At 60.9% G+C, this 15,253-nt stretch carries 17 protein-coding genes; 7 read left to right on the top strand and 10 right to left on the bottom strand.

All coding sequences use genetic code 11. The features are described from left to right. Positions 1-15: 15 nt before the first annotated feature. Complete coding sequence (locus PspS49_RS11520) at positions 16-969, bottom strand: class I SAM-dependent methyltransferase (protein WP_160039349.1); 954 nt, start codon at positions 967-969, stop codon at positions 16-18. An 11-nt stretch (positions 970-980) separates the two neighbouring features. Then, entirely contained in the window at positions 981-2,357 is a 1,377-nt protein-coding gene (locus PspS49_RS11515) for an iron-containing redox enzyme family protein (protein ID WP_160039348.1), read from the bottom strand. A gap of 315 nt (positions 2,358-2,672) precedes the next feature. Between PspS49_RS11515 and PspS49_RS11510 the strand changes: the two genes are divergently transcribed. Beyond that, entirely contained in the window at positions 2,673-3,131 is a 459-nt protein-coding gene (locus tag PspS49_RS11510; protein WP_160039347.1) for a transposase, read from the top strand. A gap of 92 nt (positions 3,132-3,223) precedes the next feature. Here PspS49_RS11510 and PspS49_RS11505 read toward each other — a convergent pair whose 3' ends face one another. Further along, a complete protein-coding gene (locus PspS49_RS11505; RefSeq protein ID WP_160039346.1) occupies positions 3,224-3,997 on the bottom strand; it encodes a tellurite resistance TerB family protein in 774 nt (257 codons plus the stop codon). 257 nt (positions 3,998-4,254) lie between these two features. Here PspS49_RS11505 and pcsA point away from each other — a divergent pair, with 257 nt between their 5' ends. After that, positions 4,255-4,977, top strand: coding sequence for a phosphatidylcholine synthase (gene pcsA / locus PspS49_RS11500; protein WP_007919592.1), 723 nt, complete (start codon positions 4,255-4,257; stop codon positions 4,975-4,977). A 124-nt stretch (positions 4,978-5,101) separates the two neighbouring features. Here pcsA and PspS49_RS11495 read toward each other — a convergent pair whose 3' ends face one another. Continuing rightward, entirely contained in the window at positions 5,102-5,914 is an 813-nt protein-coding gene (locus PspS49_RS11495; RefSeq protein WP_127926723.1) for a class I SAM-dependent methyltransferase, read from the bottom strand. 32 nt (positions 5,915-5,946) lie between these two features. After that, entirely contained in the window at positions 5,947-6,219 is a 273-nt protein-coding gene (locus PspS49_RS11490) for a DUF4242 domain-containing protein (RefSeq protein ID WP_095047497.1), read from the bottom strand. A gap of 225 nt (positions 6,220-6,444) precedes the next feature. On the opposite strand from PspS49_RS11490, the gene PspS49_RS11485 reads away from it, so the two are divergent. Continuing rightward, positions 6,445-6,906: a GNAT family N-acetyltransferase gene (locus PspS49_RS11485; RefSeq protein ID WP_160039345.1), complete on the top strand. Its 462-nt coding sequence runs from the start codon at positions 6,445-6,447 to the stop codon at positions 6,904-6,906. A 17-nt stretch (positions 6,907-6,923) separates the two neighbouring features. Here PspS49_RS11485 and PspS49_RS11480 read toward each other — a convergent pair whose 3' ends face one another. The 3 genes from PspS49_RS11480 to PspS49_RS11470 are packed head-to-tail and all read right to left on the bottom strand — an operon-like array spanning position 6,924 to position 8,761. Further along, a complete protein-coding gene (locus PspS49_RS11480) occupies positions 6,924-8,135 on the bottom strand; it encodes a cytochrome c biogenesis protein DipZ (RefSeq protein ID WP_127926721.1) in 1,212 nt (403 codons plus the stop codon). A 38-nt stretch (positions 8,136-8,173) separates the two neighbouring features. After that, positions 8,174-8,470, bottom strand: coding sequence for a hypothetical protein (locus tag PspS49_RS11475; RefSeq protein WP_160039344.1), 297 nt, complete (start codon positions 8,468-8,470; stop codon positions 8,174-8,176). 27 nt (positions 8,471-8,497) lie between these two features. After that, on the bottom strand, positions 8,498-8,761 hold the full coding sequence (locus PspS49_RS11470) for a DUF2790 domain-containing protein (protein ID WP_077572182.1): 264 nt from the start codon (positions 8,759-8,761) through the stop codon (positions 8,498-8,500). Positions 8,762-9,058: 297 nt separating this feature from the next. Here PspS49_RS11470 and PspS49_RS11465 point away from each other — a divergent pair, with 297 nt between their 5' ends. Beyond that, positions 9,059-9,799, top strand: coding sequence for a response regulator (locus tag PspS49_RS11465; RefSeq protein ID WP_064392669.1), 741 nt, complete (start codon positions 9,059-9,061; stop codon positions 9,797-9,799). Continuing rightward, positions 9,796-11,103: an ATP-binding protein gene (locus PspS49_RS11460; RefSeq protein ID WP_160039343.1), complete on the top strand. Its 1,308-nt coding sequence runs from the start codon at positions 9,796-9,798 to the stop codon at positions 11,101-11,103. Before PspS49_RS11465 ends, PspS49_RS11460 begins: the two co-directional genes overlap by 4 nt. A 128-nt stretch (positions 11,104-11,231) precedes the next feature. Here PspS49_RS11460 and PspS49_RS11455 read toward each other — a convergent pair whose 3' ends face one another. Beyond that, entirely contained in the window at positions 11,232-11,984 is a 753-nt protein-coding gene (locus PspS49_RS11455; protein WP_160039341.1) for a putative DNA-binding domain-containing protein, read from the bottom strand. Beyond that, the gene (locus PspS49_RS11450) at positions 11,977-12,816 is read right to left on the bottom strand and encodes a DUF692 domain-containing protein (RefSeq protein ID WP_160039340.1); all 840 of its coding nucleotides are present in this window, start codon (positions 12,814-12,816) and stop codon (positions 11,977-11,979) included. The genes PspS49_RS11455 and PspS49_RS11450 overlap by 8 nt, the downstream gene beginning before the upstream one ends. Positions 12,817-13,230: 414 nt before the next feature. Here PspS49_RS11450 and PspS49_RS11445 point away from each other — a divergent pair, with 414 nt between their 5' ends. Beyond that, entirely contained in the window at positions 13,231-14,277 is a 1,047-nt protein-coding gene (locus tag PspS49_RS11445) for a class I SAM-dependent methyltransferase (protein ID WP_150752207.1), read from the top strand. 55 nt (positions 14,278-14,332) lie between these two features. Further along, a complete protein-coding gene (locus tag PspS49_RS11440; RefSeq protein WP_160039338.1) occupies positions 14,333-15,175 on the top strand; it encodes an NAD-dependent protein deacetylase in 843 nt (280 codons plus the stop codon). Positions 15,176-15,253: the final 78 nt, after the last annotated feature.

Raw genomic sequence — 15,253 nt, 5'->3', positions numbered from 1 at the left:
CGCACCTGCCTTGCTTCAGCCCATTCGGGTCACGGTCAACGCCACGACGGCGATGCGGTCGACCCGTTGATAGCCGGGATTCAGCAGTTCTTCGCCGAAGACATCCGGATCGAGTTCGCGGTACGTCCAACCGAAGCGCTTTTCATCGAGTCGCGGTAGCACGGTGTCGAGAAACGGATCGCGACCATCGACCATCGCCACACCGGTGTAGAGCAGTAGCGAGCCGCCCGGCGCCAGCCTGTTCAGCGCCTGCTCGACGATGCGCAGCGACAGCCCTGCCCCCAGCGTCCCGCCCCCGTGACGATAAGCACGCTCAGCCGGATCGGCCATGTACGGCGGGTTGGCGACGATCAGATCGAACTCGCCGTCGGCCCCCTGCAACAGATCACTGGCATGCACCTCGACGTTGGCGACTTCTGCCAGTGCGGCGTTGATCGAAGTCAGGCGCAGCGCTGCGGGGTTGATGTCCAGCGCCAGCACTTGCGCCTCACGACGGGCACGGCCGATCAGAATCGCCCCGACGCCCGCCCCACAACCAATGTCCACCGCGCGATGGATGGGCGCGAAGTTCTGTTGCAAGTGGGCATGAATCAATTGGGCGAAACGATAGGTGTCCGGGCCGAAAAATACCGCGTCGGCCGCGTCGGTAGGGAACGCCGAATGCACGAACAGCAAATCATCCAGACTCGACCAGCGCACGCGACTCTTCAGGTGGCCTTCGTAATTATCAATGACCTGCGCGTCCTGCAGTTGCCGCTGTTCATCGGCGGACAACAACCCCGGCGCGAATGGACGCGACCAGCCAAAAACGTCGCGCAACGAGTCGGCCATCTGGCCCTCGTCACGCTGGTTGACCCGTTGATGGGTCAACGGCGTCGGCGTGGTGAACCGATAGCCGTCTGCCAACAAACGCCGGCCCAGTTGCAGCAGCACAAGATCGTTGGGGCAGAGTTGTTCTTCCTGATTCATCGGTGACGTCCTTAAGGCAAGCGGGATTTGAGTTCGATAAAACGGCGGGTAGCGAGCAGTCCGGCCGGATGTGCGTGGCGGGCCGGAGCAAGCCAGGGGATCAGAATCGCCATCTGCGCGATTGCATCCTTACCTTGCAGCGCGGCGTTGAGCGCCTGTACGTCGGGATCCTGTTCAAGCCCTTCGATGGCCGCTGCGGTCTGACTGTGCCGTCGAGCGGGTTTGGTTTTTACCGAAGAGGTCCAGTCACCAGCAATCCAGTCGTGCACCAGTTGTTTCTCGTAGGCATTGAACACGCCAAACATCGCCGCACCATCGCCCGCGATCAGCTGCCAAAAGCGACTGGCCTGCGGGTCTTCGTGGCGTTTGATCCAGCCTTTGTTCTGCAATGCCTGCAGGAATCCGGGTAATTGCTCCGGAGCAGCCAGCCACTGATTGACGGTCTGCCCTTCGAAGCGGCAGTAATCGGAATGCATGTGCTGGGCGAACGGACATTTGCGCTCGAGCATCGCCAGCAACTCCCGCTCAAGGTCGAAACCTTCAATGATCGCACGACTGCCCTGCCCCAAGTCGTTGAGCCGATAACCCAGCGCCACCCGACGCAGAAATTCGCCGCGATCGGCCTCAAGCGGCAGCAGATCGAGCGCCGCCTGCACGGCTTTCTGCGCATGGCCGGTGCTGGCATTGTCGATGGTCACATGCAGGGTGAAATAGTACGGATCGATGCCCAGTTCGCTGAGTTCGTAGCTGCTGATCAACAGGTGCAACGGCAGTTGTTCATAACCGAGGTTGTAGCCGATCACCTCGGGCAAGTAATCCGCGCCACAGACACCGAGCGCCAGTTGTATCGCGCCTTGCAGGTAGCGTTCATCGTCGATCGCGCTGCTGTCCTGCAAGTCGTGCTCGGCGAGCAGTTTGCGGTAGATCACCACGTGGTTCTGCGCCGGATTGCCCTCGCCCAGTTCTTCCAGAAAGGTGCGTAGCAGGCCTTGGAAACGCGGATCCTGCCAGCGCGGCAGCAGGCCAGACAGCCAGGCGCCGTCGACCAGTTTGGTCGGTGCCACCGCTTGCAGGAAATACAGCGCCTGCGCCTTGCCACGGAAAAATTGCCGTGGCCCGCCGGCCTTGCGCTGTTGCAGATAGTCGGCGTATTGCCGGGCGACATCGGCGCAATGCCCGGCCACCCAGGCGTGCCAGGTCGTGGGATCTTCGGGCAGGGAGTCGTTGAGTTGCGCGGCGTGTTGCAGTTGTTCCTGTAAAAAAGCCTGTGCAAGGTCTTGGGAGTTGTCATCGCGCAACAACGCGTCATAGACCTGTCGGATGTTCCCGGTGGCATTCATAAGATGCGGTTGGGCAGGCGCAGCTTGCAGATGTGTCAGGACAGTCATGGCAAAATTCTCGGTCGGTTGGCAGGACGCTGTTCCACACGCCTCTACAGCAGCAGAGAGGCAGCGCCTGCGAAAAATTCAATCGACGTGAAAATTGCCCGGACGGACGGCCGTCAAATGCACTGAAACACCGTGTAGGAGCTGCCGAAGGCTCGGGCCGCGATCGGACGATCTTTTGATTTTGATTTTAAAAACAAGATCAAAAGATCGCAGCCTTCGGCAGCTCCTACAGGTTACATCGTGCAATGGGTTGAGTTCGCGTAACGGTGAGGGATGGCTAACGTTCAGGGACGATGTTTTTGGGAGGGCAAAGGAATGCCTGTTGCTGCAAAGGCGTGTGGATTACGCAAGGGACGCTATAGCGAGGCTGGACGTATTTATCTGCTCACCGCCGCCGTTCACGAACGTCAGTCAGTGTTTTCGGATTGGCGTTTGGGAAGACTGCTGGTAGAGCAAATGCGTGCAGCCAGTGACGAGGGAATGGTTCAGTCGCTGGCGTGGGTGGTGATGCCGGATCATCTGCATTGGCTGATCGAATTGAAACAAGGTTCATTGGCAGCGCTCATGTGCCGCGTCAAATCGCGCAGTTGTCGCTCGATCAATCTCAAGCGCGGCAGTCAGGGACGGTTATGGCAACGCGGCTACTACGACCGAGCGTTGCGTCGCGATGAAGATCTTAAAGCGGCGGCCCGATATATCGTTATGAACCCGATACGCGCCGGATTGGCTCGGCGTGTGGGGGACTACCCGTTATGGGATGCAATTTGGCTTTGAAGATCAAAAGATCGCAGCCTTCGGCAGCTCCTACATGGAATGATGTACACCCGGTAGGAGCTGCCGAAGGCTGCGATCTTTTGATGTTGCTTTCAGGCCTGGCCCTTGGCTTGCTGCTCCAGATGCACCTGCAAATCCGGGTCGATCTGCAATGCTGCTGCCAGCTCATCCAGATAACTGCGCTCGGCGTCCTGCTGGTCATCCACCAGCATCACGCTGGCCAGGTACATTTCGGCGGCGACGGCCGGATCCCCATTGGCCGCCTGCGCCACGTCATCAGGGTCCAGCGGCTTGGCGACTTCGGCATCGAGCCATTGCTGCAACTGCGGATCGTCGGTGTGTTTGCCGATTTCGCTGCTGATCAGGTGTTTCTCGGATTCATCGATACGCCCGTCAGCCTTGGCCGCGGCGATCAACGCGCGCAGAACCGCGTGGCCGTGCTCTTCAATCTCCGGGCCGGCCAGGAGGTTAGCCGTTTGCGGCGTTTGTTGCGGGGCCGAACTGGCCTGGCTGCGTTGCCAGGCCTGATACGCCTGGAACGCCATCATTCCCAGCGAGGCCAGCGCCGCATAATTGCTGCCGCCGGAACGACTTTGCGTACCGCCACCGCCACCCAGCGCCCCACCCAACGCGCCGCCCAGGCCACCACCGGCACCGCCGCCGAGTAAACCACCGAGCAAACCGCCTAATCCACCCAACCCGCCCGCCGGCGCACCGCCGCGTGTACCGGTTGAATCCGCGCCACCGAGCAGACCACCCAGCAAGCCACCGAGGCCACCCAAACCAGCACCGGCGGAGGCTGAAGATTGTTGTCCCGCCGAGGCTTGGCCTCGCAGCAGTTGTTCAAGCAAATCGCTGGTGTTCATGACGTCATCCTCAGGCAAGGGCAGTGACCGTCTGGCAACGATAGCCCCCTGAAGCCAGAGCGCCAGCACCGTTTGGCTGACACGCAAAACCTTGGCGGATTTCGCCTGCGTATTTTTGCACCGGCCAGCTAAGATTCAAGGATGCTGAACCTTATCCCGGCCAGACCGGTCGATAGCTGCAACCCCAACCCGGTTTGCCGGCGCCCTTCTAACCGAGGGTGATACCCGGCTTGCATCACTTTCTGGAGAACGCCCCCGTGATATCGACCGTACACATCGCCAGGCTCAAAGCATGGGGCGCCCATGGCTTTACCGCGACTGGCGTGGTCACCGCTTTTCTGGCCACCCTCGCCCTGTTGGAAAACCAGCCGACCCACTGCCTGATGTGGCTGGGCGTGGCGCTGATTGTCGACGGCCTCGACGGCGCACTGGCGCGCAAGGTCAACGTGCAATCGGTGCTGCCGAGCTTCGACGGCTCGATCCTTGATCTGGTGATCGATTACCTGACATACGTGTTCATCCCGGCGCTGTTCATCTATCGCTACATTCCGTTGCCCGACTACACCCTGCTGCTGACCGTGTCGCTGATTCTGGTGTCGTCGCTGTTCTGCTTCTGCAACGTCAACATGAAGAGCAAGGACAACTACTTTGTCGGGTTTCCGGCGGCGTGGAATGTGGTCGCGCTGTGTCTGTACATCATCGGGCCCGGACCGTGGATCACTTTTCTGACGGTGATCGGCCTGGCGTTGCTGACCGTGACGCGGATGAAGTTCCTCCATCCATTCCGTGTACGGCGGTTCATGCCGATCAACATTGCGGTGACGGCGATCTGGCTGCTGTGCAGTTTGTCGCTGGTGCTCAACCACCCGGTGATCAACCCGTTGGTGATGGGCTTGTGGTTGCTGATGTCGGCGTACTTTCTGGGGATCTGCATCTGGCGCACGGCGCTGGAGTGGTTTGATCGGCCGCAGGTGAAATAGGCCCCAGAGCCAAACACACATCCAATGTAGGAGTGAGCCTGCTCGCGATAGCGGTCTGTCAGCTGAATATTTTTGACTGAAAGACCGCTATCGCGAGCAGGCTCACTCCCACAGGGATCTTCATTCAGCGTTTAGTGATTACCACCTCCAGATACTCGCTCGGCACCACCAGCGACTCCTCCCCCGCCCGATTCAAACGGTTGAGCAAATCCGCCAGATCATTTTCCAGCGCCTGCCCGCTCTCCGGCGGCAGTGCCGCGAAGGCCTTGTGCACCGGCCCGTACCAATGGCGGAAGATGTCGATGAAGTGCGCGGCCGAGCGATAGCGAAAATTGAACTCGCGCCGCGTCACACGCAGCAGAAAATCGCGGTCATCGAAATGCTTGTGCAGCCACGCATCAGAGCCCCAGTTCGACGGCGGCTGAGCACCGGCAGGCGGTGGCAGATGCCGGCCGAGAATCTTGAACATCTGGCCAACGAAACCTTCCGGCGTCCAGTTGGCCAGACCGATCCGCCCGCCACGGCGACAAACCCGGCCCAGTTCAGCAGCAGCCTGGTCCTGATCCGGTGCGAACATCACGCCAAAGGTCGACAGCACGGCGTCGTAGCTCTCGTCGGCGAACGGCAGCGCTTCGGCATCGGCCACCTGAAACGTCACGTCCAGATGCTCCGCGCGGGCACGATCCTGCCCCCGTTCCAGCAGCGCCGCGACATAGTCGGTCGAGGTGACCAGGCAACCGCGCCGCGCCGCCGCCAGCGTTGCATTACCGTTGCCGGCAGCGACATCCAGCACCTCCTCGTCGCAACGCAGGTCGCAGGCTTCGGCGAGGTTTTCGCCGACGATTTGCAACGTCGTGCCAATCACGGCGTAGTCGCCACTGGCCCAGGCGACTTTCTGGCGTTCTTTCAAGGCAGTCAGATCAATCGGGGTGCTCATAAGCGTGAACTCCGCTGCGGGTGGGTCGGTGATCATTCGGCCGTCGTCGGATCGATGACCGTCATCACACGCGCCACACTGTTGGCAGGAAATCCTCCAAGCCTGGCGTGTTCGCGCACCTGCTCTTCATCCGGCGCGATGTACACGCAATAGATTTTGTCTGCGGTGACATAGCTCTGCAGCCACTGCACCTGCGGGCCGAGTTCGCGCAATACATCACAGGACGTTTTCGACACGGCTTTGAGTTCTGCTTCCGACAGCTTCCCAGCCCCTGGAATCTCGCGTTCAATCACGAATTTAGGCATGGCAACCTCGCGCTCTTGTTATGGGGCAAGGCCGGCAGTGACCCTGCTCACGCACTATCGCGCCGAGACCGCGCGGCGTCCCTGCCAATCGTCTGGCAACCCGGTAAAACCGGGGGTTTGCCGATGAGCGGTGGAAATCTGTAAAGCGTCTGGAACACCTTGAGGATTGCCAAGGTTGGGGGATTGGTTTCTGATGCTCGCTCGCTTCTGGAAAGGACTCGACTGATGTCACTGAAACTCGATTGGCTCGCGCATCACATGCACCACAGCGACCGTTATGCCCAATGGATCCACCAACAATTCCCCTACGAATACGTCGACCATCCGCTGGCCGAGTGGCAGCGTGAATTTGCCGAGGGGCAAAGCAATGGCGACTGGTCCTGCCTGATCGCCATGGACGGTGAATATCTGCTCGGCGGCGCCGCACTGGCACGCGATGACCTCGACCTGCGTCCCGACCTCGGCCCATGGCTGGCCTGCGTGTTCGTCAGCCCTGAAGCACGCGGGCGAGGGTTGGCGGAACGCTTGATTGCAGGGATTTGTCAGGAGGCGAAAGACTGCGGCTTTGCGCGTTTGTATCTGCATACGCAGAGCAAGCAGGACTACTACGCCAAGCGCGGCTGGCAGGTCCTGGAGCGTTTTCGCGCCTGGGACAACGAGCAATGGCTCATGGTGCGTGACCTCTGAGCCATTGTTGTTGCTGATCAGGCCGCCGGCGCCTTCGCCTCCTGCAGCAACTGCTGGATCATCTGCTCCTGCGCTTCGTAGCGACCTTCGCCGAAGTGGCTGTAACGCACCTGCCCCTTGGCGTCGATCAGGTAGTGCGCTGGCCAGTATTGATTGTCGAAGTTACGCCAGATCGCGTAGTTGTTGTCGATGGCCACCGGGTAGGTGATGCCGAGTTTTTTCACTTGATCCCTGACGTTGTCGATGATCCGCTCGTAACCGTACTCCGGGGTGTGGACGCCGATCACCACGAGCCCGTCCTTTTCGTATTTCTTCGCCCAGTCTTTGACGTACGGCAGGGTGTGCTGGCAGTTGATGCAGTCGTAGGTCCAGAAGTCCACCAGCACCACTTTGCCGCGCAGGGACTCAGCGCTCAGCTCGGGCGAGTTCAGCCATTGCACCGCGCCGGAGAGCGACGGCATCGGCCCTTTGCCCTGCTCCATCGGCGAGTCCGCGCGGACTTTGCTGATGAAGTAGTCGAGCACTTTCGGCACGTTCTCCAAGACGTTTTTTTCGACACTGGCGACGCCTTCAGAGGAGGTCTTCGCCAACAAGGTTTTATCGAAGCCGGTGGCAATCACCGCTGCCGTCGCCAGTACCGCAACCCCGGCACCACGGCGCAACCAGCCAGTGAACGGAATCGACGGTTTCAGGCGATTGACCAAACCGCGCCCGGTGAAGATCAGCGTACCCAGCGACAATGCACTGCCGACACCGTAGGCCAGCAGCAACAGGCTGGTCTGCGCATTCGCCCCTTGCAGCATGGCGCCGGTGAGGATCACGCCGAGAATCGGTCCGGCGCACGGTGCCCACAGCAGCCCCGTGGCTACGCCGAGCATGATCGAAGCCATCGGCCCGGCCTTCTTCCGGGAGTCCGGATCGAGGCGGTTGCCGAGCATCACCAAAGGTCGCGTCAACCAGTCACCGACGCGCGCCGAGATCAGCGACAGGGCGAACACACTCATCACGATCAACGCGACGTAACGCCCGCTGTTGCTGGCCTGGATCACCCATTCGCTGCTGACCACCGCCAGGCTGGAAATCAGCGCGAAGGTCAGCGCCATGCCGCCGAGGGTCAGCAGAATCGAGGTGCGGCTGCGTTGGGCACCGGCAAACAGAAACGGCACCACCGGCAGGATGCAGGGGCTGAGCACGGTCAGCAGACCGCCGAGGAATGCGATGAGGTACATAGTGAGTCCACCCTGGTTCAATGACTGTGATGAAGCATTCAGACGTTCTGGCTTTCCAGCCAATGGCTCTGCGGTGTGCGGCTGGCGCCGTTCTCGGCAAACATCTGGCCCTGCGGCGTGCGACTGGAGCCGTCTGCGGCAAACATCTGGCCCTGCGGCGTGCGGCTGGAACCGTCCGCGGCAATCAAGCCATCGGTGCCTTGCTTGGCCACCGGCGTCAGTTGGAAGCAGGTGCTGCTGTGACAGCTATGCTGTTCAACCGCAGCGTTGGCATGGGCGGCGACGCCGGCCAGGGAGAAAGCGATAGCGGTCAAAAAGCGCGATACGTTGTTCATGGTTGTTTCCTTCTAAAGAGTGATGACTCAATTGTCGTTGTTGCAGCCGTCGGCGAATTTGCTGTAATCGAGCACGCGGGTCTGACCGGCCGAATCGAGGTAGGTCATGCGCGCCTCGACAATCCCGCACGTCACCGAGTTGTCCTGTTTCAGCGAGAGAACTTTCTGGATATCCAGGTGGGTGCCGTAGGTGTAGGTTTGCGCGGTGACAGCGGCTTCGGCACGGGCCGACAGCGTGCAGATGTTGAGCGCGGCAAACAGGCAGGCGGCGATTACGGATTTGTTGTTCATAGCGTTTTCCTCAAGGCTTCAGTGGGTTTGAGCCGAGGCGATCTGTGTGGGCCTCGATGGAGCCTATTTGAGGCCCGCGAGGTATCGCGTCTGTGTCAGGAAAGGCCGCGTTTCAATCGCTGTGTATCCCGCTCGGCGGGGGATACACAGCGATACAAAACCTTGAAAAAACTGTGTTTTTGCGTGTTCATGTATCCGTCGTCACGGCAGATACACTGCAATACAAAGGCAGGCAGGCGAGCCGCGCGAGGCTCGATAGACTGCACGGCATTCCCCTTTGATAGAGGTTCGAACCCGATGGAACATGTCGATCACATTCTCATCGTCGATGACGACCGCGAGATCCGCGAACTGGTGGGCAACTACCTGAAGAAAAACGGCCTGCGCACCACCGTGGTCGCCGATGGCCGGCAGATGCGCAGCTTTCTCGAAGCCAACACCGTCGACCTGATCGTGCTCGACATCATGATGCCCGGCGACGATGGCCTGCAGCTGTGCCGGGAACTGCGCGTGGGCAAACACAAGGCCACGCCGGTACTGATGCTGACCGCGCGCAACGATGAAACCGACCGCATCATCGGCCTGGAAATGGGCGCCGACGATTACCTGACCAAACCGTTCGCCGCCCGTGAGTTGCTGGCGCGGATCAACGCCGTGCTGCGCCGCACGCGGATGCTGCCGCCGAATCTGGTGGTCACCGAGGCCGGTCGCTTGCTGGCTTTCGGCCGTTGGCAGCTGGACACCTCAGCCCGCCACCTGCTCGACAAGGACGGCACCATGGTCGCCCTCAGCGGCGCCGAATACCGTTTGCTGCGGGTGTTTCTCGATCACCCGCAACGGGTGCTCAGCCGCGATCAACTGCTCAATCTGACCCAAGGCCGTGACGCTGATCTGTTCGACCGCTCGATCGATTTGCTGGTCAGCCGTTTGCGCCAGCGTCTGCTGGATGATGCGCGCGAGCCGGCCTACATCAAGACCGTGCGCAGTGAAGGTTATGTGTTCTCGCTGCCAGTCGAAATTCTCGGGGCGCCGGCATGAGCGTCAATCTGCACTGGCCACGTACCCTCGCCTCGCGCCTGTCGCTGATTTTCCTGATCGGCTTGCTGCTGGCCCAGGCATTGTCGTTCGGCGCGCAGTATTACGAGCGTTACCAGAGTGCGAAAAACACCATGCTCGGCAATCTGGAAACCGACGTGTCGACCTCGATTGCGATCCTCGATCGCTTGCCTGCCGAAGAGCGCCCGGCCTGGCTCGAGCGTCTGGCGCGAAAAAATTATGGCTACCTGTTGAGCGAAGGTGAACCGGGCACGCCGATCGAGGCCAGTGATGTGCCGGTAGCCGTCACCTCGATTACCGAAGCCATTGGTGAACGCTATCCGCTGACCTTTACCGACATTCCCGGGCCGAAGAAACATTTTCAGGGCCACCTGCGCCTGAGCGACGGCAGCCCGGTGACCATCGACGTGCGCCCCGCCATGGTCCCGTTATCGCCTTGGTTGCCGGTGGTCTTGCTCGGGCAACTGGCGCTGATGATCGCCTGCAGCTGGCTGGCGGTGCGCATCGCGGTGCGTCCGCTGACGCGCCTCGCCAACGCCGTGGAAACCCTCGACCCCAACGCCCACCCGATCAACCTCGACGAAAGCGGCCCGACCGAAGTGATCTACGCCGCCCGTGCATTCAACGCGATGCAGGCGCGCATCGCCGCTTACCTCAAAGAGCGTATGCAATTGCTGGCGGCGATTTCTCATGACCTGCAAACGCCGATCACGCGGATGAAACTGCGCGCCGAGCTGATGGACGATTGCGCCGAGAAAGACAAACTTTGGAATGACCTCAGCGAGATGGAGCATCTGGTGCGCGAAGGCGTGGCCTATGCGCGCAGCATCCACGGCTCGACCGAGGAAAGCCGCCGCACCAACATGGACTCCTTCCTCGAAAGCCTGGTGTTCGACTATCAGGATATGGGCAAGCAGGTGCACCTGGTCGGCAAGAGTGCGGTGGTCATCGACACCCGGCCCCATGCCTTGCGCCGGGTATTGGTGAATCTGACCGACAACGCGCTGAAATTCGCCGGCGCCGCCGAAGTCTGGGTCGAAGCCAACAAGGGCAGTCTGGCGATTACCGTCATGGACCGTGGCCCGGGCATCGCCGATGCCGAACTGGCGCAGGTGCTGCAACCGTTCTACCGCGTGGAAAACTCGCGCAATCGCGATACCGGCGGCACCGGACTGGGCTTGGCCATCGCCCAGCAACTGGCCATGGCGCTGGGGGGGGCGCTGACCTTGAGCAACCGCGAGGGCGGCGGGTTGTGTGCGGAACTGAAACTCCCCCTGCACCCCTGAGAACAGCGAAAGTCCCTGTGGGAGCGAGCCTGCTCGCGAAGGCGTCCTGTCAGTCGATGCTCAAGTTGACTGAAAGATCGCTTTCGCGAGCAGGCTCGCTCCCACAGTGTGCGGCGCGGTTTAAGTGTTCAAGATGCCAGACCGATCACCTGGTCCTCATGCATCTGCTGCAACAACGCCAGTCCACTGTCCATGAACGAAGCGCTCGCCGACTGCCCGGCCTCTTGCGCCAGACCTTGCAACTGCTCGCGCCCTGTCAACGGTGCAAACTCGGTGATGCGCTGCAGCAACCGCCAGGCCAGCGGACTCAACTCGGAAAACTTCACACTCCAGTCCGCCGCACGCCGCACCAGCAAAAACGTCGGTTGGTCCGGTGGCGTGGCGGGCTGATGGTTTGGATCGAGTTCATGCACTGGCCACGCATACGCCAACGGCCAGGCCAGTGCCGATATCTGCAACGGGCGGTCCAGCAACAGCGCCGGATCGGTCGCCGGCAGCGCCTGAGCATCGGACTGCTGCAAAACCATCTCGACCCATTCGTAATGCGCCAGCTCCAGCAAAAACGCCGGCCACTCACCTTCGCGCATTACCTGCGGTGGCGTGGCCAGATAGTCGAGAAACGTCTCGGCAATCTCGCCAAACTTTGGGGTCTGCGCCCGCCAGTCGCGCAAGAAACCTCGCACCAGCAAGCGCCAGCGTTGTTCACCAATGATTTGGATCAACACCGGGAAGGTGCCACTCAACAGTTGCGATACGTTGTTGAACACCAGATCGCGATAGACGTTGACCCGCGCCGCGTTCATGTCGGCCGGCGGCGATTGATGCTCGGGGTCGCGCAAATAGCGGGTCAACGCCTGTTGTTGCTGCATCAGGTTATCCACGAAGGCTACCCTCCGCTTGCAAGTGGCGAATGGTCTGCAACTCGACGACCAACTCGGAAAACGCCGGAAAGTTGAAATCCCGCTCGAGCAGCGTTGGCTGCGCACCAAACCGCGCATAGGCCTCGGCCAGCAGCGACCACACTGCCGGTTTTACCGAGGCACCGTGGGTGTCGATTTTCAGCGTATCCGACTCATCGAAATGCCCGGCCACATGCATGCCGACCAACCGGCCCGGCTCGATAGCGGCGAGTAACGATTGCGGATCGAAGCCGTGGTTGATCGCATTGACGTACACGTTGTTGACGTCCAGCAGCAGGTCACAATCGGCCTCACGCAGCACGGCGTTGGTGAAAGTCACTTCATCCATATCCTGACGGGGGGCGGCGTAGTAGGAGACGTTTTCCACGGCCAGACGCCGACCGAGAATGTCCTGAGCCTGACGGATTCGCGCGGCGACGTGGTGCACTGCCTCTTCGGTGAACGGCAATGGCAGCAAGTCGTAAAGATGCCCGTCATCACTGCAATAACTCAGGTGTTCGCTGTACAGCGGCACGTTGTAACGATCGAGAAACACTCGGACTTCCTGCAAGAAGCTGACATCCAGCGGTGCCGACCCGCCAAGTGATAGCGACAAACCGTGGCAGGACAACGGATAGCGTTCGGCCAGTTCACGCAACGCCGCGCCATGGGCGCCGCCGACGCCGATCCAGTTCTCCGGGGCAACTTCGAGAAAATCGAAATCGCCGGTGCGGGCAGCTTGCAGGTCTTTCAGCAAGCCACGGCGCAGGCCGAGGCCGACGCTGGGTGGCCGTGATGAGGGCGGCGTTTGCATGGGATGTGTCTCAGCAGTGGATTTTCCACATTTGAGCCGCTGGCTGTATCGCGGTTGTGTGCAGATGACCGGGCATTTGCAGCCCTGTGTATCCGGCGATGACGGCGATACACGGTGATACAGACTTGCTGCCGATCAATATTGTGGGAGCGAGCCTGCTCGCGAAAGCGTCGGCACTACCAATATAGGAACTGCCTGAAATGCCGCCTTCGCGAGCAGGCTCGCTCCCACAGGTTCTTCAGTGTTTACAAATACAGCGGCAGTCGCGGACCGGGGCTAGACTCCTTTATTACCCAGTCGAGGGGGATGCAGGACGTCAGCCGTGCCCTGCTCAACTCCGTGACCACCGCCCGGTGGCGCACGCCTCGACCTTCGACGCCGCCGGACCGTGATCCTGTTTCAGGAGCACACATGATGGACGAGGCGAAGCTCAACCAATTCATGGGCAAACTGGTCAACGACATGGGCGGCGCGGCGATGCTGGCCAATGTCATCGTCGGCGAAGAACTCGGCTTGTACCGGGCAATGGCCGACAGTCAGCCGATCAGTGCCGATGCCCTCGCGGCGAAAACCACCTGTAACCCGCGTCTGGTGCGCGAATGGCTTAGCGCTCACGCGGCGTCCGGCTATATGGAACACCACGACGGCCAGTTCCGTTTACCGGAAGAGCAGGCCCTGGCGCTGGCCGTTGAAGACTCGCCGGTCTACGTCGCCGGTGGCCTTGGAGTGGTGGCGTCGTTTTTCCACGACAAGGACAAACTGGTCAAAGCCATGCGCGGCAACGGCGCCCTGCCCTGGGGTGATCACCATCCGTGCATGTTCACCGGCACCGAGCGGTTCTTCCGGCCGGGTTATAAAGGCCACCTGATCGCCGAATGGCTGCCGGCGCTGGACGGTGTGGTGGCCAAACTGGAGGAAGGCGCCAAAGTCGCCGATATCGGCTGCGGCCATGGTGCGTCGACGGTGATCATGGCCCAGGCCTATCCCAACTCGCGCTTCGTCGGCTACGACTATCACGCGCCCTCGATCACTGTCGCCACCCAGCGCGCCGAGGAAGGCGGGGTCAGCAGCCGGGCGAAGTTCTTTCAGGGTTCGGCGAAGAGCTACCCCGGCAACGACTACGACCTGATCTGCTATTTCGACTGCCTGCACGACATGGGTGACCCGGTCGGCGCCGCGCGTCACGCCTATGACTCGCTGAAAGATGACGGCACGGTGTTACTGGTCGAGCCATTCGCCAACGACACGCTGGACGACAACATCAACCCGGTCGGACGCCTGTTCTACGCGGCCTCGACGTTTATCTGCACACCGAACTCGCTGTCGCAGGAAGTCGGCCTCGGCCTGGGTGCGCAGGCGGGGGAAATGCGTTTGCGCAAAGTGTTTGTCGAGGCCGGGTTCAAGCACTTCCGCCGGGCCACGCAAACACCGTTCAACCTGATTCTGGAGGCACGCAAGTAACCCGCGCGGGTCGCGTGCTAACCTGCTGGCAACGTCCTTCTCCGGAGCGCTGACCATGCTCGACAGCCCGACCCGCGAACACCTCGACACCTTGCAAGAGGTGATGGCCGATGGCGACTTCCTCGTGCTGACCGGGGCCGGTATCAGCACGCCGTCGGGCATTCCGGATTACCGCGACAGCGACGGTGTACGCCGTGGCCGACAACCGATGATGTATCAGGAGTTTCTGGCCGCCGCCGAATCACGCCGCCGCTACTGGGCGCGTGCGATGCTCGGCTGGCCGAGGGTGCGTCAGGCGCAGCCGAATGCGGCTCATGAGGCATTGGCCGGTTTGCAGCGCCATGGCCTGATCAGCAACTTGATCACCCAGAACGTTGACACCCTGCACGATCAGGCCGGCAGTCAGGATGTCATTGAGCTGCACGGCAGCCTGCATCGCGTTCTGTGTCTGGATTGCGGTCAGCGCAGCGAGCGCGACTCGATTCAGCAATTGATGGAACGGCAAAATCCGTATCTGGCCGGGGTCGATGCCGTGCAGGCACCGGATGGCGACACTCTGCTTGATCCGGCGTTCGAGGCGCGTTTTCAGGTGCCGCAGTGTCCGCATTGCGCTGGAGAGCGGATGAAACCGGACGTGGTTTTTTTCGGCGAGAACGTCGCGCAGCATACGGCGGCTCGGGCGATGATGGCGGCAGAAAATGCTTCGGGGATGTTGGTGGTGGGGTCTTCGTTGATGGCGTATTCGGCGTTTCGTTTGTGCCGGTTGATTGCCGATCGTGGCAAGCCGTTGATTGCGATAAATCTGGGCAAGACCCGGGCGGATGATTTGCTGGATTTGAAGATTGAAGCGTCGTGTGAACAGCTGTTGCCCCTGCTGACACAACGCCTCACCTACTGAATACACAGATCCCCTGTAGGAGTGAGCCTGCTCGCGATAGCGTTCTGTCAGCCACAGCAAGTCTGACTGATACTCCGC

The organism is Pseudomonas sp. S49 (genome assembly GCF_009866785.1).
Taxonomy (GTDB): domain Bacteria; phylum Pseudomonadota; class Gammaproteobacteria; order Pseudomonadales; family Pseudomonadaceae; genus Aquipseudomonas.
This window is presented reverse-complemented; position numbering and strand designations above follow the sequence as displayed.

Excerpts from the sequence above, each read along its gene's own strand:
- PspS49_RS11520 (WP_160039349.1), bottom strand. The coding sequence starts at position 969 with ATGAATCAGGAAGAACAACTCTGCCCCAACGATCTTGTGCTGCTGCAA.
- PspS49_RS11515 (WP_160039348.1), bottom strand. The coding sequence starts at position 2,357 with ATGACTGTCCTGACACATCTGCAAGCTGCGCCTGCCCAACCGCATCTT.
- PspS49_RS11510 (WP_160039347.1), top strand. The coding sequence starts at position 2,673 with ATGCCTGTTGCTGCAAAGGCGTGTGGATTACGCAAGGGACGCTATAGC.
- PspS49_RS11505 (WP_160039346.1), bottom strand. The coding sequence starts at position 3,997 with ATGAACACCAGCGATTTGCTTGAACAACTGCTGCGAGGCCAAGCCTCG.
- PspS49_RS11495 (WP_127926723.1), bottom strand. The coding sequence starts at position 5,914 with ATGAGCACCCCGATTGATCTGACTGCCTTGAAAGAACGCCAGAAAGTC.
- PspS49_RS11490 (WP_095047497.1), bottom strand. The coding sequence starts at position 6,219 with ATGCCTAAATTCGTGATTGAACGCGAGATTCCAGGGGCTGGGAAGCTG.
- PspS49_RS11485 (WP_160039345.1), top strand. The coding sequence starts at position 6,445 with ATGTCACTGAAACTCGATTGGCTCGCGCATCACATGCACCACAGCGAC.
- PspS49_RS11480 (WP_127926721.1), bottom strand. The coding sequence starts at position 8,135 with ATGTACCTCATCGCATTCCTCGGCGGTCTGCTGACCGTGCTCAGCCCC.
- PspS49_RS11475 (WP_160039344.1), bottom strand. The coding sequence starts at position 8,470 with ATGAACAACGTATCGCGCTTTTTGACCGCTATCGCTTTCTCCCTGGCC.
- PspS49_RS11470 (WP_077572182.1), bottom strand. The coding sequence starts at position 8,761 with ATGAACAACAAATCCGTAATCGCCGCCTGCCTGTTTGCCGCGCTCAAC.
- PspS49_RS11465 (WP_064392669.1), top strand. The coding sequence starts at position 9,059 with ATGGAACATGTCGATCACATTCTCATCGTCGATGACGACCGCGAGATC.
- PspS49_RS11460 (WP_160039343.1), top strand. The coding sequence starts at position 9,796 with ATGAGCGTCAATCTGCACTGGCCACGTACCCTCGCCTCGCGCCTGTCG.
- PspS49_RS11450 (WP_160039340.1), bottom strand. The coding sequence starts at position 12,816 with ATGCAAACGCCGCCCTCATCACGGCCACCCAGCGTCGGCCTCGGCCTG.
- PspS49_RS11445 (WP_150752207.1), top strand. The coding sequence starts at position 13,231 with ATGGACGAGGCGAAGCTCAACCAATTCATGGGCAAACTGGTCAACGAC.
- PspS49_RS11440 (WP_160039338.1), top strand. The coding sequence starts at position 14,333 with ATGCTCGACAGCCCGACCCGCGAACACCTCGACACCTTGCAAGAGGTG.